This is a genomic window from Streptococcus sp. A11 (assembly GCF_043674225.1).
GTDB lineage: Bacteria > Bacillota > Bacilli > Lactobacillales > Streptococcaceae > Streptococcus > Streptococcus suis_V.
Genome location: NZ_JBIMJS010000004.1, coordinates 43,050 through 68,545, shown reverse-complemented (window position 1 = coordinate 68,545; position 25,496 = coordinate 43,050). Strand labels below are relative to the sequence as shown.

Below are 25,496 nucleotides of genomic sequence, written 5' to 3'. Positions count from 1 at the left end.
CGCAATGTGCTTGCACATCAGTCAGTTTATCTATTTTTCGAGTTTTTAGACCGAGTTCAATTACGAACCTCCTCTGTTCCTTTCTTTTTCGTAGTTTTCAGAACTTCCTGCATATCGCACACATTCAATTCCTTTCTTAGCTAGATTTTAGAAGAAGACACGCATAATATCATTCCAGGTCACAACTAGCATAAGAACAACCATAATGGCAACTCCTGCTAGAGTGATGTAAGATTCTGTCTCTTGTTTGAGCGGTTTTTTGCGAATGGCTTCTAGGATATTCATCACAATCTTACCGCCATCTAGGGCTGGAATAGGAATAAGGTTAAAGATTCCGAGGTTAATGGACAGGGCAGCCATCAATTGCAGGACGTTTGCCCACCCACTTTCGGCAGCCTGGGCACTAACGCTGTATATCGCAACAGGTCCACCCAACTGTTTAACATCAAAATTAGCAATCAGGTTTTTCAGGGCTGTGACAATCATGAGAGCTGTCGCTCCGGCCTGCTGGATACCACCAATAATCTTGTCCAAGACACCCGTCTTCAAAATAGGGGAAACACCTAGTCTGTAGGCGCCATCTTCCTGCTTGGCAGTCACAGACACATTCTTCTCAGTCCCATCCTGCTCCACAAGCAAGTCAAACTTAGGAGCACTGCTAGCATCCTGCACTGCCTGTCCAATCACCTTAGAAATATCGGCGTAAGAATCTGTTACCTGACCATTGACCGAGAGAATCTTATCTCCAGTCTCTAATCCAGCAGCTGCAAGGGCACTACCCTCTACAACTGTCACCTGATTGCTAGACGTGTCGGCCACACCGCCCTGCATGAACATAAGCAGGATGAAGGCCAAAACACCGAGGATAAAGTTGTTCATGGGACCCGCAAAGTTAGTCATGAGCCGACCCCAGATCGTCGCATTTTGATACTGGACATCCAGCGGTGCAATGCGGACTTCCGTCCCATCTTCCTCGACAATGGTCGCGTCGTGGTCCACCTTATAGGTCTTGGTCTCATCCAGGACCAGACCAGTGATTTCCAGCCTATCTTCAAAGTCAAAGCCGGTCACATTCATGGGCAGACTGTTGACATCAAAGCCCTTACCCGATAGGTTGATTCGAGTCACAATGCCGTCTGAATTGAGGGTCAAACTGGCCGGTGTCCCGGTCTTAATCTCCGTCTTGTCCTCGCCCCAGCCAGCCATACGAACATAGCCGCCAAGCGGAAGAATACGAATCGTATAGGTCGTCCCGTCCTTGCCCGTATGAGCGAAAATTTTCGGACCCATACCAATGGCAAATTCCCGAACCAGGATGCCTGCTTTTTTGGCGAAATAGAAGTGACCAAATTCATGGATAACCACAATCACGCCAAAGATAAAAATAAATGCTAAAATTCCCTTCATGGAACCTCCTTAAAATAAGCCGAAGAAGTGCATGATTGGAAAGACAAAAATGACACTGTCAAAACGATCCAAGATACCGCCATGCCCTGGAATCAAATTACCAGAATCCTTGACACCAAAACGGCGCTTGATAGCACTCTCAACCAGATCTCCAAACTGGGCCACGACAGAAAATACAGCCGCCAAGACCAGCATCAAGGGAATTGAATAGACGTCACGAATTTCCTTGGAGAAGATGAGATAGATGGCTGCCACTACAACTGCCGAAGCAATCCCACCGAGAAAACCTTCAATAGATTTATTGGGTGATACCAGAGGAGCCAGCTTGCGTTTGCCAAACTGACGACCAAGCATATAGGCACCAATATCCGTCGCCCAGACAAGCAGCAGGGCAAAGAATAGCTTGTTGAGACTATCCATACGCGCCAGGGCCAGATTGTGGAAACCAACCCCGATATAAAAACTGCTGGCAATAGGATAGACCACTTCTGAGTAAGTATAGGTGCCTGTATGGAAAACGATCGAACCCATCAGAATAAAGACAATGACCGTAAAGGCCACATAGTTCCCATCCGTCGGCAAAAATGGCAGATAGTTCTCAAGCGGAAGGGTCAAGACAAAACTTCCCAGCATGGACAGGATACCCTCAATGGAATTAGGCGCCAGCTTGTACATCCGCATCAATTCCGCAGTAGCCAGCATGGCCAAGAGCCCCAGCACCAACTGGAAGGTCACCCCACCAATATATATAACAGGGATAAAGAGGGTCAGTGCAACGACCGCCGATATCACCCGTGTTCTTAGTTCCTTTGTCATCATTTCTCCTTACACACCACCAAATCTTCTGTGGCGACGATTGTATTCTTTTATGGCTAATAGCAGAGCTTCTCCATCAAAGTCCGGCCAGGCCACGTCAGTGAAGTAGAGCTCACTGTAGGCTATCTGCCAGGGCAAAAAATTACTGAGACGGAGTTCACCACTGGTCCGAATGACCAAATCAGGGTCTCGCAGGGAAACCGGCAAACTACCTGTATACAGATAATCAGCAATCAGCTTGTCATCAATATCCCCTGGATTGAACTTAGCATCCAAAATATCCTGCGAGATCGCCTTAATCGCACGAGACAGCTCATCACGACCGCCATAATTCAAGGCAAAATTGAGGATGAGGCCGGTATTTCTCCTGGTCTTTTCTTCTGCCATCCGCAGTGCCTTCAAGGTCGCTTCTGGCAGGCGAGAATGGTCACCAATCATCTGAATTTTCACATTGTTGGCATGAAGCTCCGGCACGTATTTATCGTAAAATTCAACCGGCAAATTCATGATAAATTTGACTTCCTTCTCAGGGCGGGACCAATTTTCCGTTGAGAAGGCATAGACTGTCAGGACCTTGACCCCTAGTTTAGACGCTGTTTTTGTTACCTTTTGCAGGGCATCCATACCGGCCTTATGACCCATAATCCGAGGCTGCATCCGTTTTTTGGCCCAGCGCCCATTCCCATCCATAATGATGGCAATATGTTTGGGCACCTCCACAGGCGTCTCAAACTTCTCTTTTTTCTTAAAATTCCACTTAAACATGACTTTTCCTCAAGCTATAATCAGTCTATTATACCACAGTCTCTAGTTTTTAAGCAAAAAGCACATCATGAGGATAAGATAAAAACCAAGGATTCCCCTGGTTTTTCTGTCCATATTGTTCTAACCGAATATTTTGAGTTTGAGACAGGATTAGAAACTAATGTTGCATAAAGCTACGGTCAATCTCCATTTTAATTTGCTGCAAGGCAAGATTATCACCGCATAGTTCAAGTAAATCGACACCTTTTTCAATCAGAGATTGGTTTGATTGGCAAATGCCTAGTCGAACCCATGCAAATCCTAAAAAATCGTAACGTTTCGTTTTTTGAGCAACATCCAACATTCTATCAGCAAACTCAGTTGCCTGTTTTATTCGTCCGTTAGCTAGATAAACCGTCGATAGGTTAGCATAAATACCAAACTTTTTATCAATCACCTCTATAAAGCCGTCATACTTATCAAGTGTTAGTAAAATTTTATCTGTCAAATACTCCAACGACTCAAATGATAAAGAAAATAACACTGCTGTCAAAAATTTCAAATCACTCAAATACCAAGTATCATGTTTTTCCAAATAAGTAAGAATTTGATCAACAAATTCTTGGCGCTCCTCCACCTTCTCAGTCAAACCATTTTCTCGAATATGATTAACAAGTCGCAAGCGTAAAAAAATATTTTGGATGGTAATATCATGACTCCTTTTCAAATACCGCTCACAGTCCTCCAGTATATCACGGATTCCATTAGTTCCAAGCAACGCTGGAATATCTTGCATTTTGTCCAAAATTTTTTGGCGTTCCGATGGATGATAAAGATTACAAATATATACAAACTCTTCGACAGTCATATCTATTTGGTCCAGTAAGTATAGCATGTGTTCAAAGCTAGGAATTGATTTACAATTTTCGAACTTAGATAAGGAGACACGTGAAATCTCATTACCACAAACATCCTCCTGACTCAAACCCTTAGACTTTCTAATATCTCTATAAACTTTGCCAACATCCCATCTCATAGTAATCCTCTCTATACTTTGTAACTAAAGTTTACATTTTATATAAGCTCTTTTTATTTATGTTAAAATTATAACATAAAATACAACAATACCGGAGGTATGTTATGAAAAAGTTTCAATTTCATTACTTTATACTAGCCTTATCAATGGTTATCACTACGCTTTCAGCTAGCGATTTCCCTTGGTTTTGGTGGCTATAGATATTTATACTTTAGAAAGTCTAGGTGATTCCCATGTACTAAAGTTTCAACCACATCTCTAATTTCCCCCAGAAAAGACCGTCATCTTTATCTGAGCAAATTCAAAAGATGACGCTAGCTATTTCAATTTTCTTTGCTTCCAATAAGGAGGAATTCAAAATAAAAAATAAAAAATTATTGACAGCTTTCTCTGTCCTCTGTCTATCCTTGGCTTTACCTGTAGCTACAATAAATGCTGAAGATAGCACTGACTTATATCGTGATGCTAATACTTCTGTCGGAAATGATGTACAACTAACTCCTGAGCAAGAGTCTATTCTGGAAAATATGCCTAATTTAGAGCAGGAATATTTAGAATATGGTTTAACAGCACCTGTACAGGCCGATGTCAAAGATCGCACCCGTGCCCGCATCGGAACTTGGAGTTGGCGTGATGGACTAATCTGTGTTACCACCCAAGGCTTCGGAACCAAAAGTATTAATACATGGCATGCCGCTATTGTTGCCCCTCAAGATGTTCATGTTGTAGCTGAAGCTCCTAGAAAAGGCGAAAATATTAGACTTAAAAGCGGAGAATGGACTAGCAGTTCCCACACAATCTGGCAAGTAGGTGTGAATGCAACTAGTGTGCAACAGGATTGGAACGCCGGACATTGGGCAGGACAGCAAGTTGGGAAACCTTATAACATCAACTTCTGGAATGCCAGACAAACAGGAAGTTTTTACTGCTCTCAATTAGTTTGGGCAGCTTACTATTATACTGCTGGTGTTGACTTAAATAAAAGCGATAACGATGCTGGAGCAGCTATTGCTATCCATCCTGGTGAGTTTGTAAACAACCCCAAAACAACCATTGTCTATAGGAACCGATAATGGAGGTGGTTTATGAAAAGGTTAAAGAAAATACTTTTATTAATTGTCGGATTGATGATAGCCATAAGTATTTATTTAATTGCAACCAAAATTCTATCCAATCCGACAATAGATATTAACTCTGAGGCAGATTTCTATATCATCAGCAATAACAATATCACTGGATACCGCTTTGAAAACAAGGAATTTATTCCCGTCTCTACAAACTCAATTGAGCTTGTAAAAGGGCAAATAAACCCTACTGTCCATCGTGCAGAATTGGAAAATCGTTATTTGGTTTTTTCAGAAGAAGGTCCTCCGTTAGGGGTTGTCGGACGGATTATTTCCATTGATTTTGAAGATGGGAAAATTCGATATAACAAAACACCTGAGTATGCCTACACCTCCTCGGGTCAATATCAAAATCTTTACTTCACATCTGAAGCCAATACAGTAGAAACCTTCATCGCCTCATTTGATTCGAATCTAAACAAAAAAAACAAATATATTTTTGAAGAACCCCTACTAGGAAATGATTTTAAAGCAGATGGAGACTATATCTACTTTCTGGGCACAAAGGTACATGGACAAGGAACTTTTCCTACAGATCTATATAAATTGTCTATCAATAATGGTGAAATACGTTTGGAAAGCAAGGAGACTCTTTTTGAAAACTCAGATACCACCTATTCTTTTGAAGACACTATTATAAAAAACAACAGTCTATTTGCTGTTGTGAATGGGCGCCGAGATTCTCCCTATGCGTCATGGGTACCCATTGGTAAAATTCTCCACTATGACTTAGACTCTAAGCAAAGTGAATTTATTGATTTACCTGAAATTTCACCAACCAACATCTACGACCTTGGTCAAGATATATTGGCAATAGAACACGAACGAAATGACTCTGGCAAGGTCTGCTTTAGCCTTTTCAATACCCGTGATTATTCTACTCAATTCGTAGACCTTTCTCAATATGGTCTTTCTAGTAATCAAGCTTACATAAAAGATGTAAAAAGAATTAATTCTGACACAATTCTCATACTAGCTGGAAATCAATTAATTGCATACAATACAGACGCAAACGAAGCTGTTACTTCTATGGACTCTATCGAAGAAAACTCGTTTCACATTTGGTCAAAATTTAGATAAAGTTTGTTTGTAAGTATACTTTTCAAAAATATACAATATTTACCGCTGCGGAGAGGTACCGCTACCACAGGAAGCAGTTGAAAAACTAAACAATTAGCAATAACGAATCTTAGTAAATTCCTGCTAATACTCAAAGAAAATCAAAAGTAGCTGAGCCTAGGAAACGAAGTTGACGATAGAACTTAGGTTCATTGATAAGAGTTGAGAGTGGATAAGATGATTCTCCAAGAGTGAAATTTCTCACTTACAGAACGTAACACTCTCATGCAACCCATCATCTATCTCTATACCTACCTATACACAAAAAGAGTTATTGACTCCCAAAATTAGCTGGGCAGTCAATAACTCTCTTTTCTTCACTCTTCAATGACTGATTCTTGAACAGGTGCAGCGACTTCTACAGCTGGTTCTTCTGCCACTACTGTTGTCGTTGCAGCCGGCGTCACACGATTGCGAATGGCTCCGCGTTCAAAAGTCAAATAGACACCGTCCACATCCAGAACGACCTTCTTGTCGTCGATTTCATCAACGATACCAAACAAGCCTCCGATGGTCACGATTTCGTCACCTTTTTTGATTTGACTAAGGGCGTCTTGACGCTGTTTCTGTTGCTTACGCTGTGAATAAAACATGAAACCAACCATAGCCACCATGATTAGGGGTAAAAATAAACCTTCCATTTGTAAACCTCTTTATTTTATAGAATCTAGTAAAATCTATTATAGCAGAATATCAAAAAAGAACAAGTTCAGATAGAACTTGCCCTTCAATCTTTAATTTGAATATAGATCCAACACAGTTTCGGCAATCCAAAAAAGAGCTAGACCTGAACAAAACAGCAATACCACCCCTACTATTATCAAGAAGGTTCTCCATCCCTTTGACAGTGGAGCAGAAATTCCATAACCAAGGCTAAAGCCAAATATAGGAAAAACCAAGGGTCCAATAAAGGGAAATAGGAGCAGACTTAGAAAGGAGCCTATCAAATAGTAACGATGTTGCTGTTTATCCTCCATACGTGGCAAACTCCAAGCAACCACGAAAACCAGGTAGCCCACCAATATGCTGAATAAGAACAGGACTCCAGTAACACCCAATATGAGGAACATACTATTTTTCTCCTCCTAACTCCACTGATTTCCCGCTCAATATCCTATTTAGAACTCCATACACTCTCAAGGATGTTGGTCTGTTCACGACCTGGTCCTACCGAGAAAGTTGAGATACGAACGCCTACCAATTCGCTGATACGACGAACATAGTTGCGAGCCGCTTCTGGCAATTCATCCAGGCTACGTACACCTGTGATGTCTTCAGACCAACCTGGCATTTCTTCGTAGATTGGTTTGCAACGTTTGAGTTGCTCCAAACTTGCTGGGTAGTGGTCAATACGCTCACCATCCAAGTCATAAGCCACGCAGATTTTCAAGGTCTCAAGACCTGACAAGACGTCAATCGAGTTGAGGGACAAGTTGGTAATACCTGACACACGGCGACTATGGCGCATCACCACTGAGTCAAACCAACCGACACGGCGTGGACGCCCAGTTGTCGTACCGTATTCCTTACCGATTTCGCGGATACGGTCTCCGATTTCATCGTGCAATTCAGTTGGGAATGGTCCGTCACCAACACGGCTAGTGTAGGCCTTACATACACCAACAACCTTGTCAATCTTGCTTGGGCCGACACCGCTACCGATGGTCACACCACCAGCAACTGGGTTTGAAGAAGTAACGAATGGATAGGTACCTTGGTCAATATCCAACATAACCCCTTGGGCACCTTCAAACAAGACACGTTTGCCTTGGTCGAGGGCATCGTTCAAGATAACAGAGGTATCTGTTACATACTTTTTGATTTCTTGACCGTAAGCATAGTATTCTTCAAAGATTTCGTCAAACTCAATCGGAGTTGACTCATACATTTTCTCAAACAAACGGTTTTTCTCAGCCAAGTTTGTTTTCAAACGCTCCGCAAAAATCTCCTTGTCCAAGAGGTCTGCGATACGGATACCAACACGCGCAGCCTTGTCCATGTAAGCTGGACCGATACCCTTGTTGGTTGTACCAATCTTGTTCTCACCTTTGGATTCTTCCTGCAACTGGTCCAATTTGATGTGATAAGGCAAGATGACGTGTGCGCGGTCTGAAATCCGCAAATTATCTGTCGTCACACCTGAATCATGGAGGTAGTTGATTTCCTTCACCAAGGATTTTGGATTGACAACCACACCATTTCCGATAACCGAAATCTTTTCTGGGAAGAAAATTCCAGACGGAATCAAGTGCAACTTATACTTGGTGCCGTCGATAACGATAGTATGTCCTGCATTATCTCCACCTTGATAGCGCGCGATTACTTCAGCATTAGCAGACAAGAAGTCTGTAATTTTACCCTTACCTTCGTCGCCCCATTGGGTTCCTACAACAACTACTGATGTCATATTCACTCTTTCTCTGAACTGGCTGACCAGTCCAGCCTTTCTTCTACTTCTGGCAGGAATCTCACCTGCAAGTTTCGTTTTACACACTATTCTATCAAAAAACGAACATTTTTTCAAGAATTTCCAATATTTTCGTTTATATCGGATGTTATTTCCTGTCGCATTGTTTTCAATCTCAAAATACGAACAAACACTCATCTCTCGCATTTTTAAAGTTGTTTTTGAAAGGAATTTCCGAAGCCTCCTCATCCTGTCCTTTTACCAACTTCATTTTTTCTTTCAAAACGTAGCAGAAATTTGTATTTGTTTTATAAACTAGATAAAATTGGTGTAAGACACTATCAGAAATTGGACGGATTGCATATGTTACAGAAATTATCCCCAAATAGCCCCATCCTCCAAGCCACCTTTGGTTTGGAACGGGAATCCTTACGCATCAACACTGACAACCGCGTAGCTCAAACGCCCCACCCTGAGAGCTTGGGCTCACGCAGTTTTCATCCTTATATCCAGACGGATTACAGCGAGCCACAACTGGAGCTGATTACCCCTGTGGCTCATTCGACCAAGGAAGCCCGCCGTTTCCTCGGAGCGATTACCGATGTAGCAGTGCGGTCCATGAACAAGAGCGAGTACCTTTGGCCCCTGTCTATGCCACCTGTGATCTCAGAAGATGAGATTCAGATTGCTCAGCTGGAGAGCGACTTCGAGTACCAATACCGTGTCGGATTGGCGGAACGCTACGGCAAGCTACTTCAATCTATGTCAGGCATTCACTACAATTTTGAGCTAGGTAAAGACCTGACCCAACAACTCTTTGCAGTCAGTGGGTATGACGACCTTATCTGCTTTAAAAACACCCTCTATCTCAAGCTGGCGCAGAATTTCTTACGCTACCGTTGGCTCTTGACCTACCTCTACGGAGCAAGTAGTCTGGCGGAAAAAGGATTTTTGACAGAGGAAATTGGCTGCGTGCGGTCCATCCGCAACTCCAACTACGGCTATGTCAACGCCCCCGATGTCCACATCTCCTTCTCTTCTTTGGAGCAATATGTGACCGACATCGAGCAGGCGGTTGCTAGCGGTCAACTGTCTGCCGAAAAGGAATTTTACTCCGCTGTCCGCCTCCGTGGTGCTAAGACCAGTCGGGACTTTTTGACCAAGGGTATCACCTATCTGGAGTTCCGCAACTTCGACCTCAACCCCTTCGAGCCACTGGCTATTAGCCAAGAAACGCTGGACACCACCCACCTCTTTGCCTTGGCACTGCTCTGGCTTGATGATATGGAGCAGGTCGACGAAGAGCTGGCTCAAGCGGCAGACCTCAACAACCGCATCGCCCTCAGCCACCCTCACACTCCCCTACCAGCAGAGGCAGACGCCAGCCCTATCCTGACCGCCATGACAGCGATTGTCGCCCACTTTGGACTGGACGACTACTACAGCCAGCTCATCGCTCAAGTGAAGGCTGCCCTTCAAGACCCACGTTTGACCCTCTCTGGAAAAATAGCAGAGCAGGTTGAAGATGGATCTTTGGAAAGATTTGGCCAGCAGCAAGGCCGTGCCTTCCATGACTATGCTTGGACAGCCCCTTACGCCCTTAAGGGCTATGAAAACATGGAACTCTCCACCCAGATGATTCTCTTTGACGCCATTCAGCTGGGCTTGAATGTGGAGATTTTAGACGAGGAAGACCAGTTTCTCAAACTCTGGCATGGTGACCATGTCGAGTACATCAAAAATGGCAATATGACCTCCAAGGACAACTACGTCATTCCTCTCGCCATGGCCAACAAGGTCGTAACCAAAAAGATTTTGGACCAGGCTGGTTTTCCAGTACCTGCGGGAGCTGAATTTGCAAACAAGGAAGAGGCCCTGCGGTATTACGGACAGGTAGCTAGCTCTGCTATTGTTGTCAAACCAAAATCCACCAACTTCGGCCTCGGCATCTCTATCTTCCAAGAGCCTGCAAGCCTTGTGGACTATGAAAAAGCCCTGGACATCGCCTTTTCGGAAGACAGCCATGTGCTGGTGGAGGAATTCGTGGCGGGGACCGAGTACCGCTTCTTCGTCCTGGACGGCAAATGCGAGGCTGTCCTGCTCCGCGTCGCAGCCAATGTCGTTGGGGATGGGCAGTCAACCATCCGTGAATTAGTGGACCAAAAAAACCAAGATCCTCTGCGTGGTCGTGACCACCGATCACCACTGGAAATTATCAATCTGGGTGATATCGAACTGCTTATGTTGGAGCAGCAGGGCTACACGCCTGATACAGTTTTGCCAGAGGGCGTCCAAGCCTTTCTGCGTGGCAATTCCAATATCTCAACCGGTGGTGACTCTATTGACATGACCGATCAGATGGACGAGTCCTACAAGCAACTGGCTGCCGATATGGCGACTGCTATGGGAGCTTGGGCCTGCGGTGTGGACTTGATTATTCCTGACCGCACCAAGCCAGCCAGCAAGGAAGAGCCTAACTGCACCTGCATCGAACTCAACTTCAACCCTGGCATGTACCTGCACACCTACACCTACGCAGGACCTGGGCAGAGCATTACACCGAAAATTTTGCGAAAATTGTTTCCTGAACTTGACAAATAAGCCCAGATATTCTCTGAGCTTATTTTTTATATCTGTAAAAAACCTTCCCGTGGTTCTACCTTGAGTACCTGACAGACCTCGTACAAGTCTTTATCGCTCAAACCAGGGTATTGTTTGATAGACATGGTTTGCAGGTGGATTTTTGCGGCCTTGTCAACTGTTTCAATCAAGCCAAAACAATCTTGAAAATCTTTTCCAGTCGCTAAAATACCATGATAGGCCCAGACAACAATACGGCAATGTTCCAGCTTTTCTACACTATGCTGAGCAATTGCTAGCGTTCCCGGCAATTCCCACGGTAAAATGCCAACACCGTCTGGGAATACAACAATACTCTCCGTCAACACTCTCCACAAAGGCAAGGTGTATTCCTTATCATCCGGCGGAGATACCAGTGAGTAGGCTGTGGCATTGGGAGCATGATTGTGGACAACCACGCGATGAGCTGGATCAACGGATAACCGTTTTGCATGGGCCAACAAGTGCATATATAGCTCGCTGGTCGGACGTTTTTCTTCTTCAAATCCCCACAAAACTTGATAGCCTGCTTCTGTCACCCGAATGACACCCGTATCGCGTTCCACATGATCTCTCAAGGTCCTAAAATGACTACCTGATGCAGTAATCAAAACATACTGACCAATCATTTCTGGAGGAATATCGGACAGTTCAACTTCTTTTTTTACAGCATAGAACTTCAGATACTCCCTGTCCTCTTCCGGTAAAATGTAACTGACATTTCCCCCGTTATATTCATCCCAACCATGCAACCACATATCATAAGTCAGCTGACACAGCTCCTGCATGGATTGCGAATCTTTAAATTCTTTCATGTCCTTACTCCTTTCCTTTTCACAAATAAAAGATAGGGTATCCCCTATCTTTTATTCAAAACCTTCGTCTTGTTTTTCTTGATTCCAGATAGGTCTTCTATGAATCAAATCGTCTATATCTCCAATTCGATGACCTTTTGAATAATAGCCATCCAAGATACCAAGTTTTTGGAAAACGGTTTGCTTGTAAGCAATTTCTGCGTTCCATTCAACCGTATCAAGAATTTGGAGAGCCTTGTTCAAAGCCTCTTCACCGTCTGATCCCGGAGTCAAAATCAAGACCCCGTGACTATCCAAAAGATACTCTTTTGGCAGTTTTCCGTCTGATGAGAGCAACTCTTGTCGGACAATTTCTGCCAATTCTGGAGTAGTATTCGGTGCAAAATCCAACACCTTAATATACTCGACCTTTTGAGTTGATTCTGTCAGGTTGGGCATATCTAAATGACTGGTTGCCCAAAACATAGCATTGGGAGCGTGGGCATGGAAAACACATTTGATTTCAGGATTTGTCCGGTAACACGCAAAGTGCATATTGATTTCACGCGTCACTTTCCCTTCACCAGCCACCACTTCCTCGGTGTCATAATCTATAACCAAGACTTGCGCAGGACTGATTTTTCCATGATAAGCTTCTGACATCATAGACGGTGTCATGATGATGTATTCTTTGCCTGTCTTATCTTGTGTTTTGAAGGAAAAATTCCCCCCTGCCGTATTGGTGTTCTTACGATAATAGGTCAGATGAACAGCATCTGCTAGTGCTTTCCTCTCTTCTGAAAATAGAATTTTTCCACTCGTCATATGCTTACTCGCCTTTCTTTTTTCCTTCCCTCAAGGCAGCGTAAATCTTTTCTGCTGTTTCTCGTTTTTCTTTTTGGCTATCGTCGTACTCTTTGAATAAAACATCATAGCCATTTCGATAGACTAGAAAGCTAATCCCAATCGCTAACAAGTTAAATACATACACTCCCGTATTTAAACCTAGCAGAAAAAGGACAACTGCCACCAATAATAAAGTTAGCCAATATGCTTTTTTAGTTTTCATAACGTTTTGACGGTACTTCTTGTGCTGTCATTGTCTTATACAACCAAACAAAGAGTGCTAGGAAGAGAACCGCCCCTCCAATACCGAGTATATTGCCATTGAACGCTTCCGCAAACATAATGCGGAGTTCTGGCGTTTCAATAGTAGACCAAGTAATCAACTGACCTTTTTCTACCTCAACTGCACCAGTAGAGTTTGCCAAACCTGTCAAAATAGGAGCAAAATACGTTGCACTGTAAAGGTAGAGCGGAAGATAGATGACACCGAGGATCATCATACGTGCCAAGTTACCACCTGTAAGCAAGAGGCCTCCTACTGCAATAGAGTAGTTCAATACCCCTGCGATTGGCAATACGGTATTTCCTGGCAAGATGAGAGAGTAACCGATAAAGATTGGCACCATGAGGATAAGAGTGACCCATACTTCTGAACGCCCTGCCAACAATGGCCAGTCCATACCAATATAAACTTCACGGTCGTTGAAACGTTTTTTCATAAACTCTGACATAGCATCAGCTAATGGAGAGAGGGATTGCATAAAGAGCTTGCTTACCATTGGGAATAGAGCCATGGCAGTAGCAACTTGAATACCCAAGTTCAAGGAATTTGAAATGGTGTAGGCACCTGCAAAACCTAGGCAGACACCAATGATGAAGCCCATTACTGAGTTTTCAGAGAAGATACCGATTTTCTTACGAAGAGCATCCGTATCAGCTTTTTTATTCAAGAACGGTACTTTATCCATCAATTTGTTCACTGGCAACATGAAGACAGCAGATAGGTTCATACAGTGAGTAACAGTTACCATTGGAATACCTGTCAGATCTTCAATGTGTTTTTGGAACATATCGCCCATTTTTAATTCTAAAACAACCTGAATAGCTGCCACCAAGAAGCCAGCCCATAAATGACCACTCACATAGTATACCAAGTAACCAGTCAAGGCTTTCCCCCAAACATTCCACATATCTACGTTCAAGGTCTTTGTCCAATTCAAACTAAGCATCAACACGTTGATAGCAATTTGAACAGCAAAGAAGGTGAAAGCAAAGGTCCAAGACCATACAATACTAGCTGCACCAGTCCAACCCAAGTCAAGTGCTGGAAGGGAGATACCAGTATTCAAGGCCAGAGCTTCCGACGCAGGTGATACGGCATTGGACATGAAACCAATAATCATCCCCATACCTGTGAAGGCTACACCCAGTGTAATAGCGGAGATGAAAGCTTTTTTAAATTTCATCCCTACCAACAAGCCCAGTACAAGAATAATGAGCGGAACAAAGATTGCGGATCCTAAATTCAATATCCATTGAATGATATCTTGAAAGACTCCCATTGTCATTCTCCTTTATAATGTATTTTGATTGATTCCTTATTTTTTAGTTGCCTCTACGATTTCTTCGTAAACGCTATCGACACCCATGCCTGTCAAGAATGGTACACCTGGAAAAACAGATACTCCAAGGCGTTCTGCTTCTTCCAAAACCTCTGTTTCTGGCTTGGCGATATAAACGTAGATACTTGCCTGTGGCAATTCATTTAAAATTGACTTGTAATCAACTGCTTCTACTGGATAACTAATGTTGTCATCTTCAAAACGAGTTTTTATTTTCTCTGCAATGGTTGTACTGGTTGCAACACCACTACCGCACGCTACAATTAGTTTTCTTACCATAAGACTGTCTCCTTTATAAATAATGATTTAGTAATTGATACATATCCAAGGGTGTTTCCGCTTGAATAAATTGGTGAGCAAATGCTTCCTGCGAAAATATATCCATGAGTGCCGCCAACAGCCCAACCTGTCCTTTTGGATCCTTAATGCCTAGGAACAAGAAATACTGACAGGTCATCTCAGAATTATCTCCCATTTGCAACATATTTATCGGTTGGCTGTTTTTGACAACATAGATAAATGGTCGTTCGATAACATGAGGGTCTGTATGCGGTATTGCAATGTTAACATGACGTGTCTTGAGGCCTGTAGGGAATTCTCGCTCCCTTTCTAACAAAGCCTCAAGGTACTGATCTGTAACGTATCCTTTTTCTTTTAACTCCTTTCCAATTAATTGAAACAGGTCAGTATGCTCGAAAACATTACAATCCAATTGAATTAAATCAGCTTGTAACATATCTTTATACATTTTTTCACCTCTTTTTGTTAACTTTTTGTTAATCTTTTGTTATAATATGATTATAAACCATTTATTTATCGTTGTCAACGCTTTCAGTAAAAATTTTGTGTCTTTTTGTTAATCATTTGTTACACAAAATGGTTTTTATCTCCCTTTGTCTTATGATATGATAGAAAGAACAAGGGGAATTATCCTGTATAGAAAGGAAATAATAGTATGAAAGCTAATCGGCAAAAGGAAATCTTAGACATCACCGACCGAGCCGAAATCATTTCTTATTCAGACCTCGCCCAAGAACTTGGTGTTTCTATCATGACCATTCGGCGAGATATCAATGAATTAGAAAAACAACAAAAAATCATCAAAGAGCACGGTGGTGTACGTAAAGTGGCCCGTGTCAAACCGACCTATGAAAAATTAACACTGAACACTAAGGAAAAAGAAGAAATCGCGGTAACTGCTAATGCGATGATTCGTCCTGATAGCGTCATTTATCTGGGGGCTGGAACGACCATTCTTTCCTTGGCCAAACGCTTGCGAAACGACCACAAACACATTATCACCAATAGCCTGATTACGTTTAACTGGCTCATTGATCATCACTTTAAAAATGTCCATTTGACAGGAGGAGAATTCTACCCTAAAACAGCTGAATTCCATGGCCTACACGCAGAAAAACTCATTCAAAACTTTTCAATCGATTATGCTTTTTTGGCAACCAATGGTGTTTCTGAAAACAATATGACTACTTTTTCTCCCTCAGCTGGACGCTTGCAAACTGAAGTCATGAAACAAACAAAAGAAACCTACTTGGTCATCGACCACACCAAATTTGGAAAGAGTGATTCCTACATTTTTGGTAAGTTGGATCAATTAACCGCCATTATTACCGATAAAGGTGTCAGCTCTACTACCAAGGAGCACTACGAAGCATATACACCGATTATTTCTTAGTTTAACTAGAAAGGATTTCCCCTATGGTTCTCATTGTTACCTTAAATCCCTCTGTTGACCTGCTTTATTTTGAACCGCAATTTACACTTGGCAAACACAATCGTTTCAGCCCTTCTACCATTATGGCTGCTGGTAAAGGAATCAATTGTTCCCGTGCCCTTTCGCATTTAGGAATCAATGCAACTTCACTGGCTCTAGTAGGCGGAAAAACAGGTGACTTTTTCAAGCAACATTTGGAAGAGGAGACATTCCACTCTCTCTATATTCCTGTAGAGAATGAAACCAGACACTCCATTACAGTCATGCACAACCAAGGGACCCATACAGAAATTGTAGAGGCTGGTCCAAAAGTTAGCTCAGAATTGAAAACGACCATTTTCAACCAAATCTTAGACATTGCCAAACAAGAAAAACCTTCCATTATCTCCCTTAACGGCTCTGTTCATTCTGATGACCCTTCTTTTTATGATGAACTCGTCCAGTTACTCCGAGAGGACTTGGATTTTCCTATTACCATTGTGACTGATTTTTCACGTCAAGCCTTGTACAACATTATCCACAAAGCCCCCTACAAGCCTGACTTCATCAAGCCGAACATTCATGAGTTTTCCGAGTTGGTTGGTCAGGAATTGTCTTCAAAAGAAGAAGTTCTTACCCACCTACAGACCAACCCGTCACCTATTCCCTACACGCTGGTATCCTGCGGTGGTCAAGGTGCAATTGCTCAATTCAACGGCCAACTCTACGATGTGACTGCTCCTACGATTGACTTGGTAAATCCAACGGGATCTGGTGATGCTTCTGTCGCTGGAGCGATATACGCATTTGCTAACAAGCTAGATGATGAAAGCATTATTCGTTATGCTATCGCTAGCGGAACAGCTAATGCCATGGAAAACGGAGTGGGTGTAGCACCAAAAGAAATCGTGCAACGTTTACTAGATCAAGTCGCCATTCGTCCCATTATACATGACAACTAACCTCGGAATAAACCGAGGTTTTCTTTTTCAAAAAACCTCTCCCTTTCCCCATTTTCCCCACTTATGCTATAATAATCCTTATGGATAAAATTATTAAGACACTATCAAAAAGCGGGCATTTTCGTGCCTTTGTGCTAGACAGCACAGAAACCGTGAAAACTGCCCAAGAAAAACACGATACTATGGCGTCATCCACCGTTGCTCTGGGGCGCACTCTCATTGCCAATCAGATTTTGGCCGCCAATGAAAAAGGCGATACAAAAATCACCCTGAAAATCTTGGCCAGCGGTGCTGTTGGGGCTATCATCTCCGTTGCCAATACCAAAGGTCAGGTCAAGGGCTACATTCAAAATCCAGACTTGGATTACAAGCGGACAGCGACTGGCGAAGTCATCGTTGGACCTCTTGTAGGCAATGGGCAATTCCTGGTCATCACAGACTACGGAACAGGTCATCCTTACAATTCCATGACACCTTTGATTTCTGGTGAGATTGGTGAAGACTTTGCCTACTTCCTGACAGACAGCCAGCAGACACCATCTGCAGTAGGACTTAATGTCTTGTTGGACGAAGAAGACAAGGTCAAGGTAGCTGGCGGATTCTTGTTGCAAGTTCTACCAGGTGCGACTGAGACTGAAATTGCCCGTTTCGAGAAACGCATCCAGGAAATGCCTGCCATTTCAAGCTTACTGGCTTCTGAAAACCACATAGAAGCTCTGCTATCCGCCATTTATGGCGACGACGACTTCAAACGCCTGTCAGAAGAGGAAATCGGATTTGTCTGCGACTGCTCTAAAGACCGCTTCCTTGATGCTCTGGCTAGTCTGCCAAAAACCGACCTGCAAGAGATGAAAGACGAGGACAAGGGCGTGGACATCACCTGTCAATTCTGCCAGACCCATTACCACTTTGACGAAAACGATTTGGAGGAACTCATCAATGGCTAATCTCAACACCCCTTTCATGATTGGTGATGTGGAAATCCCCAATCGCTGCGTGTTGGCCCCAATGGCCGGCGTGACCAACTCGGCCTTCCGTACCATTGCCAAGGAAATGGGGGCAGGACTGGTGGTTATGGAAATGATTTCTGAAAAAGGCCTTCTCTACAACAACGAGAAGACCCTCCACATGCTCCATATAGACGATAACGAATACCCTATGTCTATCCAGCTCTTCGGTGGCGAGGCTGAGGGCCTCAAACGTGCAGCTGACTTCATTCAGAAAAACACCAAGGCCAATATCGTAGATATTAACATGGGTTGCCCTGTCAACAAGGTCATCAAGAACGAGGCTGGTGCCAAGTGGCTCAAGGACCCTGACAAGATTTACCACATCATCAAGGAAGTGACTTCCGTCCTCGACATTCCTCTGACCGTTAAGATGCGGACCGGTTGGAATAATACCGACCTGGCGGTCGAAAATGCCCTGGCCGCAGAAAGTGCTGGTGTGGCTGCCCTGGCCATGCACGGACGGACCCGCGAGCAGATGTACACTGGAACTGTTGACCTCGAAACCCTGACCAGAGTTGCCGGCAGCCTGACCAAGATTCCTTTCATCGCAAACGGCGACATCCGCAATGTGGAAGATGCCCGCCAGCGTATCGAGGAAGTTGGGGCTGACGCTGTCATGGTCGGCCGGACCGCTATGGGAAATCCCTACATCTTCAACCAGATTAACCACTATCTGGAAACGGGTGAAATCCTACCCGACCTATCCTTTGAGGACAAGCTCAATGTCGCCTTTGACCACCTAACTCGCTTGACAAATCTCAAGGGCGAAAGCATTGCCGTCCGCGAATTCCGTGGCCTAGCTCCCCACTATCTCCGTGGCTCGGCAGGTGCTGCCAAGATCCGTGGCGCCGTATCCCGTGCCGAAACCATCGAAGAAGTCCAAGAACTCTTCGACCAAGCACGCGCTGCCTATCAGGCAAAACAAGTTAAATAAACAAAAGGAGATCAGTTCCAGCTGGTCTCCTTTGCCATCTCCGCAAAAGACGTGTTACTAAATAAAATATAAGGAAATGGTTGGACATGCCTCAGCCATTTTTTATGGATAGTTCTTGCTAAATACATATAATTATAATATACTAATATTGTGAAATGCTTTACAAAATCCTCCAGGAGGTGGCTATGAAATCAAAAGCTATTCTTATCAGTCTCTGTCTGTCTTCTTTAGCTCTCATTCTTGCCTCTGCCAGCTTTTTTCTGCTTGTCCCTCGGCAGGAGCAGACCTCCCCTGAAGTAAAGGTGACAAGTAGCTCTGTTGTCAAAACAAGTGGAGAACAGACTAAAAACCCTAGCTCTTCAAGCTCCAGTAGCTCTGCCATTACCCAAGAAAATGAACCAAATGAGACCACACCGAGTTCCGAACCAGAGCAGGAAAAGCCGGCATCCAAGCGAATCAAAAAACAGCTAAGTGTCCAACCGCAAATCCAAACTGTCTGGAACTACTGCGCTCCGACGACTGTCAGTATGATGCTATCTAGTCAGGGTGTCCATGTTGGGCAGAAGCAGTTGGCGTTTGAAATGGGAACCTACGAGCCTTTTGGCACCCATAATCGTGACGCCATTCGCATCCTCAATAAACATCTTTTCGGCTATGAATATCCTACAGATGGTCAGGCTGGCTATCGGCTGGCGACGGTGACGGACCCTAATCCAGCTGGACAAGAGATGGCCTTGTTTAAGCAGAGGGTCAGGGAAAATATTGATGCTGGCTACCCTATGTACTACACTTTTGACTCCGCTGTGATGTATCCTAGTAAAAAAGGGGAGCACAACGTCATTGGTATTGGCTATCTGACCACAGAAGACGGGAAGGATATTGAGCAGCTCTACTACCTCGACCCCTCTCCCAATGTCCAGGACCCTAGATACGGTGGGCTGAAAGTCACTACGCCCGAAGAACTATTCCAAGCCCTGATGACCTGTGAAGAGCCAAATTATGGCTGGTAGCAATAGCAAAACCTCCGAATGCTGACTCGGAGGTTGTTTTTGTATTTAAGTTTTTAATTTCCTACCCCTTTTTCATAGCCTTGGACCATTGGTACCAGCCGACAACACTATTGAGAGCGTAGACCCAGTACATGGCCTGCATGTGGATGGAATTTCCCCACCAGAGGTAGATAGAAAAGAGGTTGGTCGCAATCCAGAAGAGCCACTGTTCCCTGTAAAGATAAGTCATGAGAAATTGCCCTGTCCAGTTGGTTCCGTCTGTCACAGAATCTCGGAAGGGTCTGGCAGAGCCGATAGATTGGTAGAGAAGACCAAAAATCCCCCAGACAAGAGCCGTGAAGCTCAGCCATTTGACCCAGCCAAAGAAAGACAGGCTGCGAGTTTCAAATTCGCTGATTTCAGGCGTCTCATCCTCGGTTTCATTGACACGGGCAGCCAACCAAGTATAAAGGCCGATAGGCTGCATGACCAAGAAGAAAACAGCTGTCATCACTTCCCCATAAAAGGCACTATTATAGGAAAGCACAAAGTAAATCAGACTGTTGATAAAACCAAAAACATAGTTACTAGCCCGGCCTTCTGCTACCATGATGACACAGACAATCCCCGTCCAGGAGGCAAAGAGCCCCATCCAGTCGTGTTTGTCGCTACCGCTGGTAAACTCTAAAATCAGCGGCACACTGGATAGGCCGATGAGATAGAGCCACTGAAAGGCTGTCCGTCCCAAAAACATATCCGCAAAGGCTGCCTTCAAGAGCCCGAAAAATCCTAATTCCTTGGCTGCCTGGCCTAATTTCGCAAAGGTGGCAGGGACATTTCGAATGCCCTCCACCCAGCCAGTCAGCATCTGTTTTATTTTTTCCATATCTCCTCTTTTCTCCTAAAATTCCTGATAGATGGCATCAATCAGATCAATGGATTTTTGATAGTTTTCCAGATAGGACCCACCGATAAAGGCCAAATGCGCATCTGGGTGATTTTTTGCCACTAATTTTTTCAATAACTCCGTAAAAGCATGGCGTACTTCCTGGTCGGCCATAGACATGTCCCGAAAACCGTCGTCCACATAGTTACCTGTCGGCAGGACAAAGATAATCAAGTCCCACTTTTCATTCTTGACCGTGTCAGCACAGAGGGAATGGAAGGAGCTGGAGCTTTCGCCGATATAGTAGTTATAGTAGGCCTCGGTCACAGTCGCATTGGTATCCGCAATGACCAGCCCACGATTGGTGTCTGAGTCAATCAAATCAGAGGTCTGGCGATACTGGCCCGTCAGCAAGTAATTGTAATCCTTGCCTGTCAACTCATCGTCACGAACATTGTAGCGCTTTTGGTAATAGCGGGCGTACTCTAGGGAGACAGGACAGGAATAATAGCGTCCCAAATCCTTGACCAGGGTAGTCTTGCCGTTTGAGGCCGAACCAACCACCAAGACATTTTTTGAAAAATGCCGTCTGAAGGGCTTGGCAATCAGGTTCCAGTGCTTGGCTGGATTTTCCCGAATCAGGGTAGCCGAAATACCGAAATTACGCTCGGTGAAAGATGCTCTGAAGCCACGCCCTCCCAGCTCCGCAGAGTATTCTTTTTCAGAAACATAGAAGACCAATTCCTCGTCTTCGCCGGCCTGCACCAGCTGTTGCAAGGCCTCTAGCCAGGGCGTCCAACCTTCTGGATAAGGAGGCATGCCTGTTTCGTCTAGCTTATAAACCGAAATCAAGGACTCGTCATTAAAAGTTTCACGAATATAGCGAAAACGCTTTTGCAGACCCAGGCCAATCTTGTCCCCACGGTCATTTTCATAACCAGATACGATGACAACCGCTCGGTCACAGGCTCGCTTGGCCCGCTGGATTAGGTCAATGTGACCCTTGTGCATGGGCGCAAAGGTCCCAAAAATAACAGCAACAGTTTTTTTCATAAGATACCTATTTACATTTTATATTTTAGGGAAATGGCGAATATGTTCTCCCTTTTCTTCTTACACTATGTCAAATTTCAATTGGCCAGATTTGACGCCCACTTTAAGGGTTTGACCGCCAACCAGGTCACCACGCAAGAGCATTTCTGCCAATGAATCTTCCAGCTTGGTCTGCAAGAGACGGCGGAGCGGACGGGCACCCATTTCTGGATCGTAGCCTTCTGTCGCTAGGAGTTTGAGAGCAGACGGTTGCAACTTGAGGGTCAGACCACGCTCGGCCGTGATAGCTATCAGCGGCTGCACCATGACCTTGACAATATCCTGCATATCCGCTTCAGATAGGCTGTGGAAGACAACCTTTTCATCAATACGGTTGATAAACTCTGGGCGGTAGGCCTTTTTCAATTCCTCGAAAATCCGTTTTTCCACATGCTCCTGGCTCTTGGACAAATCAAGGGCACCAAAACCAACCGTCTTATCGTCCCTCAGGGCAGTTGCCCCAAGGTTGGAGGTCATGATAATAATCGTATTAGAGAAATCTACCTTACGCCCCTTGTTGTCTGTCAAGACACCATCGTCCAAGACCTGGAGGAGGACATTGAAAATATCTGAGTGGGCCTTTTCAACCTCGTCAAAGAGAAGAACAGAGTAAGGCTTGTTACGGACTTTTTCCGTCAACTCGCCACCCTCTTCATAGCCAACATAGCCTGGAGGCGCACCGTTGAGGCGGCTGGCCGCAAATTTCTCCATGTACTCGGACATATCAAAGCGGATTAGTGCCGACTCATCATCAAAGAGGACTTCTGCCAGGGCCTTAGCCAGCTCGGTCTTGCCGACACCTGTTGGCCCCAGGAACATAAAGGAACCAATTGGACGGCGACCGGTCCGAATGCCAGACTGATTGCGTCGAATGGCTCTGCTGACAGCTGAGATGGCCTGGTCCTGACCGATGACCCGCTTGTGGAGTTCTGCTTCCAGGTTCAGGTATTTCTTGGCATCTGTCTGGCTGAGTTTCTGCACTGGAATACCCGACAGGCGACTGAGGGTCTCCAAAATATCTGCCTCCGTCACTTCTAAGTCGTAACCTTGGCCGGCTTTAACAGCCTCTTTCTCAGCCAGGAGGAGCTTGCTGACCGTTTTGTATTTGCCAGCCATGAGGGCCTGGTCAAGGACTGTCAAGCCTGTCGCAACTGGCTGACCCTTGACACGGTTCTGCACCCTTGCCGCTGATTCGTCTAGTAAGTCAATTGCTGAATCCGGCAGGCGTTTGCTGGTCAAATACCGCTTGGCATAGGTCACGGCTGTCTCTACAGCACTATCTGTGATTTGGACCCTGTGGTATTTTTCAAAAGTCCCTTTGAGACCTGCCAAAATGGCAATGCTGTCCGCCACTGTTGGTTCTTCGATGATGACCTTGGCAAAACGGCGAACCAGAGCAGCATCCTTTTCGATATGTTTCTGATATTCCGACTGGGTCGTCGCACCAAGCGTCCGCAGAGTGCCACGCGCCAGAGCAGGCTTGAGGATATTGGCCGCATCCATGGTCGAATCAATCCCAGAACCAGAGCCCATAATAGTATGAAGCTCATCAATGAAAAGAATCACCTGACCATCTTCTTCGATGTCGTTTATGATATTGTTCATCCGCTCCTCAAAATCCCCACGGAAACGGGTCCCAGAAACCACACTCATCAAATCCAGCTCCAAGACCCGCATCTTAGCCAGACTAGGCGGAACATCTCCCGACGCTATACGCTGAGCAAGTCCCAGGGCCAGGGCTGTTTTCCCGACACCCGCATCACCGACCAAGACAGGATTATTCTTGGTCTTGCGCGATAAAATCTGCACCATACGCGAAATCTCAGTATCACGACCGATAACAGGCTCCATCTTGCCTTCACGAGCCAAGGCAGTCAAGTCACGGGTGTAATCTTCCAAACCACCTGTCTGGGGCTGAGGCATACCGCCACCCATCATCTGCCCCATGGTCTGTTGAGGAGCCTTGCGCCCCTTCAAGGCCAGACGAATGGCCTTAAGATCTTCCTTGTTGAAGCCTGCACGGGTCTCAAGATTTTTCCGCAAATCTAGCAGGCGAATCTTATCATCCGAGTCTTCATGGTGAAAACCAACCTTGTCCAAAATCTGACTGGCCACTGTTTTCTTGTCCAAAAGCATGGCTAGGAAAAGATGCTCTGTTCCTACTTCCTTAGCCTTGACGGCCTGCGCAATGGTTTTGGCATTGGCTGCCTTCTCATCCAAACGCTTGGACGACGGCAAAATCTTGAAGGACTCTATGTCCTCCTGATAGACTTTTTCGGTCACGACAAAGGTAGCATGCTCATAGTCTGCCACACTAGGTGGATAATCTGCCAGGACCGCTCCAGCCACTGTATCTTGGTTGATAACAAAGGCCAAGAGCACATGCCAGGTCTCCAACAAATCACTACTATAACGTTGGGCAATCAGCTGGGCATCCTCAAAGACCCGTTTCAATCCCTTTGAAATATTCATTCCCCTAATCCTCTTTCCTATCTAAACGGCGTAAAATCTGACGCATCATGCGGGCCCGGATACTTGCCGCTTCCTTGCCGAGCACCTCATCTGTACCCGTCGCAAGAAACAAATTGCCCTCGCGCTCTGTCATCAATTTCTCATCAAACAAGAGCTGTAAAATATCATTATAAACGGTCGCAGACAACTGGTCGCCCATATTATTTAACAAATCACGAACCAATTCATGCTTGTCCGAAAAGGTAATGCGGCCAATTCGGATATAGCCTCCGCCACCGCGTTTACTTTCCACAATATAACCCCGACTGGCTGTAAACCGTGTCTTAATGACATAGTTTATCTGACTGGGCACGACCTCAAACCGACTGGCCAATTCACTCCGACGGAGTTCCGCCACATTGACCTGATCCAAGATCGCCTTGATATGCTCTTCGATATAGTCTGATGTATTTTTCATCGCCATGGAATCGCCTCTTTCTTTGACTTTCTTTGACCATTATACCCTAAAAAGAGGATTTTTTAAAGTAAAACTCTTTTCCAAGCAAATGGGAACATATAATATGTCTGAAAAAAACATTTATTTCTTTAGTTTTTCTTCAAAATATCTACCAAGCAAGGAAAACAATAAAGACTGGTCAAACTAGCCTAATAAATATCTTAACGGTGTCCAAACTCAAGGGCCAGAATAACCAGCTTATCCTCTTGAATATCGCAAATCAGTCTGTAATCGCCGATACGATAGCGCCATTCATTAGCTCGGTTACCTGTCAAGACCTTGCCATGCTGCCTAGGATTTTCTGTACCGTCCAGATGTTTGTCAATCCAGGCAAATAGTAACCTCTGTACCTGCTTATCCATTTTACGAATCTGACGCTGTGCTCTTTTGGAATAGTCAATACGGTACAT

Annotated in this window: 25 protein-coding genes; 8 read left to right on the top strand and 17 right to left on the bottom strand. The window is 44.6% G+C overall.

The window, feature by feature from the left end; all coding sequences use genetic code 11:
* Positions 1–147: 147 nt before the first annotated feature.
* The 4 genes from rseP to ACHBIF_RS03540 form a co-directional block, all read right to left on the bottom strand.
* Complete coding sequence (rseP, locus tag ACHBIF_RS03555) at positions 148–1,407, bottom strand: RIP metalloprotease RseP (protein ID WP_394718684.1); 1,260 nt, start codon at positions 1,405–1,407, stop codon at positions 148–150.
* 9 nt (positions 1,408–1,416) lie between these two features.
* Complete coding sequence (locus ACHBIF_RS03550) at positions 1,417–2,223, bottom strand: phosphatidate cytidylyltransferase (protein WP_394718682.1); 807 nt, start codon at positions 2,221–2,223, stop codon at positions 1,417–1,419.
* Between the two features lie 9 nt (positions 2,224–2,232).
* Entirely contained in the window at positions 2,233–2,988 is a 756-nt protein-coding gene (locus tag ACHBIF_RS03545) for an isoprenyl transferase (protein ID WP_105111706.1), read from the bottom strand.
* Between the two features lie 157 nt (positions 2,989–3,145).
* Entirely contained in the window at positions 3,146–4,003 is an 858-nt protein-coding gene (locus ACHBIF_RS03540) for a helix-turn-helix domain-containing protein (RefSeq protein ID WP_172009548.1), read from the bottom strand.
* A 308-nt stretch (positions 4,004–4,311) separates the two neighbouring features.
* Between ACHBIF_RS03540 and ACHBIF_RS03535 the strand changes: the two genes are divergently transcribed.
* The gene (locus ACHBIF_RS03535) at positions 4,312–5,076 is read left to right on the top strand and encodes a YiiX/YebB-like N1pC/P60 family cysteine hydrolase (RefSeq protein WP_394718679.1); all 765 of its coding nucleotides are present in this window, start codon (positions 4,312–4,314) and stop codon (positions 5,074–5,076) included.
* Positions 5,077–5,088: 12 nt separating this feature from the next.
* A complete protein-coding gene (locus tag ACHBIF_RS03530; protein ID WP_394718677.1) occupies positions 5,089–6,207 on the top strand; it encodes a hypothetical protein in 1,119 nt (372 codons plus the stop codon).
* Positions 6,208–6,563: 356 nt separating this feature from the next.
* Here ACHBIF_RS03530 and yajC read toward each other — a convergent pair whose 3' ends face one another.
* Positions 6,564–6,887 (bottom strand): preprotein translocase subunit YajC, encoded by a 324-nt coding sequence (gene yajC / locus ACHBIF_RS03525; RefSeq protein WP_172009551.1) that lies wholly within the window; start codon positions 6,885–6,887, stop codon positions 6,564–6,566.
* A 473-nt stretch (positions 6,888–7,360) separates the two neighbouring features.
* A complete protein-coding gene (locus ACHBIF_RS03520; protein WP_029187714.1) occupies positions 7,361–8,653 on the bottom strand; it encodes an adenylosuccinate synthase in 1,293 nt (430 codons plus the stop codon).
* 363 nt (positions 8,654–9,016) lie between these two features.
* Between ACHBIF_RS03520 and gshAB the strand changes: the two genes are divergently transcribed.
* Positions 9,017–11,254 (top strand): bifunctional glutamate--cysteine ligase GshA/glutathione synthetase GshB, encoded by a 2,238-nt coding sequence (gshAB, locus tag ACHBIF_RS03515; RefSeq protein WP_394718674.1) that lies wholly within the window; start codon positions 9,017–9,019, stop codon positions 11,252–11,254.
* Between the two features lie 26 nt (positions 11,255–11,280).
* Here the strand turns inward: gshAB and rhaD are convergent, their stop codons facing one another.
* Genes rhaD through ACHBIF_RS03485 form a run of 6 tightly spaced genes read right to left on the bottom strand, consistent with a single transcriptional unit; the run spans position 11,281 to position 15,282 of the window.
* The gene (rhaD, locus tag ACHBIF_RS03510) at positions 11,281–12,087 is read right to left on the bottom strand and encodes a rhamnulose-1-phosphate aldolase (RefSeq protein ID WP_394718672.1); all 807 of its coding nucleotides are present in this window, start codon (positions 12,085–12,087) and stop codon (positions 11,281–11,283) included.
* 51 nt (positions 12,088–12,138) lie between these two features.
* The gene (locus tag ACHBIF_RS03505; RefSeq protein ID WP_394718670.1) at positions 12,139–12,891 is read right to left on the bottom strand and encodes a class II aldolase/adducin family protein; all 753 of its coding nucleotides are present in this window, start codon (positions 12,889–12,891) and stop codon (positions 12,139–12,141) included.
* A 4-nt stretch (positions 12,892–12,895) separates the two neighbouring features.
* A complete protein-coding gene (locus tag ACHBIF_RS03500; RefSeq protein ID WP_024377718.1) occupies positions 12,896–13,135 on the bottom strand; it encodes a hypothetical protein in 240 nt (79 codons plus the stop codon).
* Positions 13,125–14,474 carry a PTS galactitol transporter subunit IIC gene (locus tag ACHBIF_RS03495; RefSeq protein ID WP_024377719.1) on the bottom strand — a complete coding sequence of 450 codons (1,350 nt, stop codon included), beginning with the start codon at positions 14,472–14,474 and terminating at the stop codon, positions 13,125–13,127. Before ACHBIF_RS03495 ends, ACHBIF_RS03500 begins: the two co-directional genes overlap by 11 nt.
* Before the next feature lie 36 nt (positions 14,475–14,510).
* Entirely contained in the window at positions 14,511–14,813 is a 303-nt protein-coding gene (locus ACHBIF_RS03490) for a PTS sugar transporter subunit IIB (RefSeq protein WP_394718667.1), read from the bottom strand.
* A gap of 13 nt (positions 14,814–14,826) precedes the next feature.
* The gene (locus ACHBIF_RS03485; protein WP_024377732.1) at positions 14,827–15,282 is read right to left on the bottom strand and encodes a PTS sugar transporter subunit IIA; all 456 of its coding nucleotides are present in this window, start codon (positions 15,280–15,282) and stop codon (positions 14,827–14,829) included.
* A gap of 207 nt (positions 15,283–15,489) precedes the next feature.
* On the opposite strand from ACHBIF_RS03485, the gene ACHBIF_RS03480 reads away from it, so the two are divergent.
* The 5 genes from ACHBIF_RS03480 to ACHBIF_RS03460 all read left to right on the top strand — a co-directional run bounded on the left by ACHBIF_RS03480 (position 15,490) and on the right by ACHBIF_RS03460 (position 20,161).
* Positions 15,490–16,227 (top strand): DeoR/GlpR family DNA-binding transcription regulator, encoded by a 738-nt coding sequence (locus ACHBIF_RS03480; protein ID WP_394718665.1) that lies wholly within the window; start codon positions 15,490–15,492, stop codon positions 16,225–16,227.
* Positions 16,228–16,250: 23 nt separating this feature from the next.
* On the top strand, positions 16,251–17,207 hold the full coding sequence (locus tag ACHBIF_RS03475; protein ID WP_394718663.1) for a 1-phosphofructokinase family hexose kinase: 957 nt from the start codon (positions 16,251–16,253) through the stop codon (positions 17,205–17,207).
* Positions 17,208–17,287: 80 nt separating this feature from the next.
* Positions 17,288–18,154 (top strand): Hsp33 family molecular chaperone HslO, encoded by an 867-nt coding sequence (hslO, locus tag ACHBIF_RS03470; protein ID WP_136670659.1) that lies wholly within the window; start codon positions 17,288–17,290, stop codon positions 18,152–18,154.
* Positions 18,147–19,151 carry a tRNA dihydrouridine synthase DusB gene (gene dusB / locus ACHBIF_RS03465; RefSeq protein ID WP_394718660.1) on the top strand — a complete coding sequence of 335 codons (1,005 nt, stop codon included), beginning with the start codon at positions 18,147–18,149 and terminating at the stop codon, positions 19,149–19,151. The genes hslO and dusB overlap by 8 nt, the downstream gene beginning before the upstream one ends.
* A 185-nt stretch (positions 19,152–19,336) precedes the next feature.
* The gene (locus ACHBIF_RS03460; protein ID WP_105111712.1) at positions 19,337–20,161 is read left to right on the top strand and encodes a C39 family peptidase; all 825 of its coding nucleotides are present in this window, start codon (positions 19,337–19,339) and stop codon (positions 20,159–20,161) included.
* A 61-nt stretch (positions 20,162–20,222) separates the two neighbouring features.
* On the opposite strand, the gene pnuC is transcribed toward ACHBIF_RS03460, so the two are convergent.
* The 5 genes from pnuC to ACHBIF_RS03435 form a co-directional block, all read right to left on the bottom strand.
* Positions 20,223–21,026, bottom strand: a complete 804-nt coding sequence (pnuC, locus tag ACHBIF_RS03455; RefSeq protein ID WP_170241968.1) for a nicotinamide riboside transporter PnuC — start codon at positions 21,024–21,026, stop codon at positions 20,223–20,225.
* Positions 21,027–21,041: 15 nt separating this feature from the next.
* Positions 21,042–22,079, bottom strand: coding sequence for an AAA family ATPase (locus tag ACHBIF_RS03450; protein ID WP_105111714.1), 1,038 nt, complete (start codon positions 22,077–22,079; stop codon positions 21,042–21,044).
* Positions 22,080–22,139: 60 nt separating this feature from the next.
* On the bottom strand, positions 22,140–24,590 hold the full coding sequence (locus tag ACHBIF_RS03445; RefSeq protein WP_394718657.1) for an ATP-dependent Clp protease ATP-binding subunit: 2,451 nt from the start codon (positions 24,588–24,590) through the stop codon (positions 22,140–22,142).
* A gap of 4 nt (positions 24,591–24,594) precedes the next feature.
* On the bottom strand, positions 24,595–25,053 hold the full coding sequence (locus ACHBIF_RS03440; RefSeq protein ID WP_125265901.1) for a CtsR family transcriptional regulator: 459 nt from the start codon (positions 25,051–25,053) through the stop codon (positions 24,595–24,597).
* A 194-nt stretch (positions 25,054–25,247) separates the two neighbouring features.
* A complete protein-coding gene (locus tag ACHBIF_RS03435; RefSeq protein WP_394718654.1) occupies positions 25,248–25,496 on the bottom strand; it encodes a type II toxin-antitoxin system RelE/ParE family toxin in 249 nt (82 codons plus the stop codon).

Bases quoted from the DNA above. Each gene is read 5' to 3' on its own strand.
- rseP (WP_394718684.1), bottom strand. From the start codon at position 1,407: ATGAAGGGAATTTTAGCATTTATTTTTATCTTTGGCGTGATTGTGGTT.
- ACHBIF_RS03550 (WP_394718682.1), bottom strand. From the start codon at position 2,223: ATGACAAAGGAACTAAGAACACGGGTGATATCGGCGGTCGTTGCACTG.
- ACHBIF_RS03545 (WP_105111706.1), bottom strand. From the start codon at position 2,988: ATGTTTAAGTGGAATTTTAAGAAAAAAGAGAAGTTTGAGACGCCTGTG.
- ACHBIF_RS03540 (WP_172009548.1), bottom strand. From the start codon at position 4,003: ATGAGATGGGATGTTGGCAAAGTTTATAGAGATATTAGAAAGTCTAAG.
- ACHBIF_RS03535 (WP_394718679.1), top strand. From the start codon at position 4,312: ATGACGCTAGCTATTTCAATTTTCTTTGCTTCCAATAAGGAGGAATTC.
- ACHBIF_RS03530 (WP_394718677.1), top strand. From the start codon at position 5,089: ATGAAAAGGTTAAAGAAAATACTTTTATTAATTGTCGGATTGATGATA.
- yajC (WP_172009551.1), bottom strand. From the start codon at position 6,887: ATGGAAGGTTTATTTTTACCCCTAATCATGGTGGCTATGGTTGGTTTC.
- ACHBIF_RS03520 (WP_029187714.1), bottom strand. From the start codon at position 8,653: ATGACATCAGTAGTTGTTGTAGGAACCCAATGGGGCGACGAAGGTAAG.
- gshAB (WP_394718674.1), top strand. From the start codon at position 9,017: ATGTTACAGAAATTATCCCCAAATAGCCCCATCCTCCAAGCCACCTTT.
- rhaD (WP_394718672.1), bottom strand. From the start codon at position 12,087: ATGAAAGAATTTAAAGATTCGCAATCCATGCAGGAGCTGTGTCAGCTG.
- ACHBIF_RS03505 (WP_394718670.1), bottom strand. From the start codon at position 12,891: ATGACGAGTGGAAAAATTCTATTTTCAGAAGAGAGGAAAGCACTAGCA.
- ACHBIF_RS03500 (WP_024377718.1), bottom strand. From the start codon at position 13,135: ATGAAAACTAAAAAAGCATATTGGCTAACTTTATTATTGGTGGCAGTT.
- ACHBIF_RS03495 (WP_024377719.1), bottom strand. From the start codon at position 14,474: ATGGGAGTCTTTCAAGATATCATTCAATGGATATTGAATTTAGGATCC.
- ACHBIF_RS03490 (WP_394718667.1), bottom strand. From the start codon at position 14,813: ATGGTAAGAAAACTAATTGTAGCGTGCGGTAGTGGTGTTGCAACCAGT.
- ACHBIF_RS03485 (WP_024377732.1), bottom strand. From the start codon at position 15,282: ATGTATAAAGATATGTTACAAGCTGATTTAATTCAATTGGATTGTAAT.
- ACHBIF_RS03480 (WP_394718665.1), top strand. From the start codon at position 15,490: ATGAAAGCTAATCGGCAAAAGGAAATCTTAGACATCACCGACCGAGCC.
- ACHBIF_RS03475 (WP_394718663.1), top strand. From the start codon at position 16,251: ATGGTTCTCATTGTTACCTTAAATCCCTCTGTTGACCTGCTTTATTTT.
- hslO (WP_136670659.1), top strand. From the start codon at position 17,288: ATGGATAAAATTATTAAGACACTATCAAAAAGCGGGCATTTTCGTGCC.
- dusB (WP_394718660.1), top strand. From the start codon at position 18,147: ATGGCTAATCTCAACACCCCTTTCATGATTGGTGATGTGGAAATCCCC.
- ACHBIF_RS03460 (WP_105111712.1), top strand. From the start codon at position 19,337: ATGAAATCAAAAGCTATTCTTATCAGTCTCTGTCTGTCTTCTTTAGCT.
- pnuC (WP_170241968.1), bottom strand. From the start codon at position 21,026: ATGGAAAAAATAAAACAGATGCTGACTGGCTGGGTGGAGGGCATTCGA.
- ACHBIF_RS03450 (WP_105111714.1), bottom strand. From the start codon at position 22,079: ATGAAAAAAACTGTTGCTGTTATTTTTGGGACCTTTGCGCCCATGCAC.
- ACHBIF_RS03445 (WP_394718657.1), bottom strand. From the start codon at position 24,590: ATGAATATTTCAAAGGGATTGAAACGGGTCTTTGAGGATGCCCAGCTG.
- ACHBIF_RS03440 (WP_125265901.1), bottom strand. From the start codon at position 25,053: ATGGCGATGAAAAATACATCAGACTATATCGAAGAGCATATCAAGGCG.
- ACHBIF_RS03435 (WP_394718654.1), bottom strand. From the start codon at position 25,496: ATGTACCGTATTGACTATTCCAAAAGAGCACAGCGTCAGATTCGTAAA.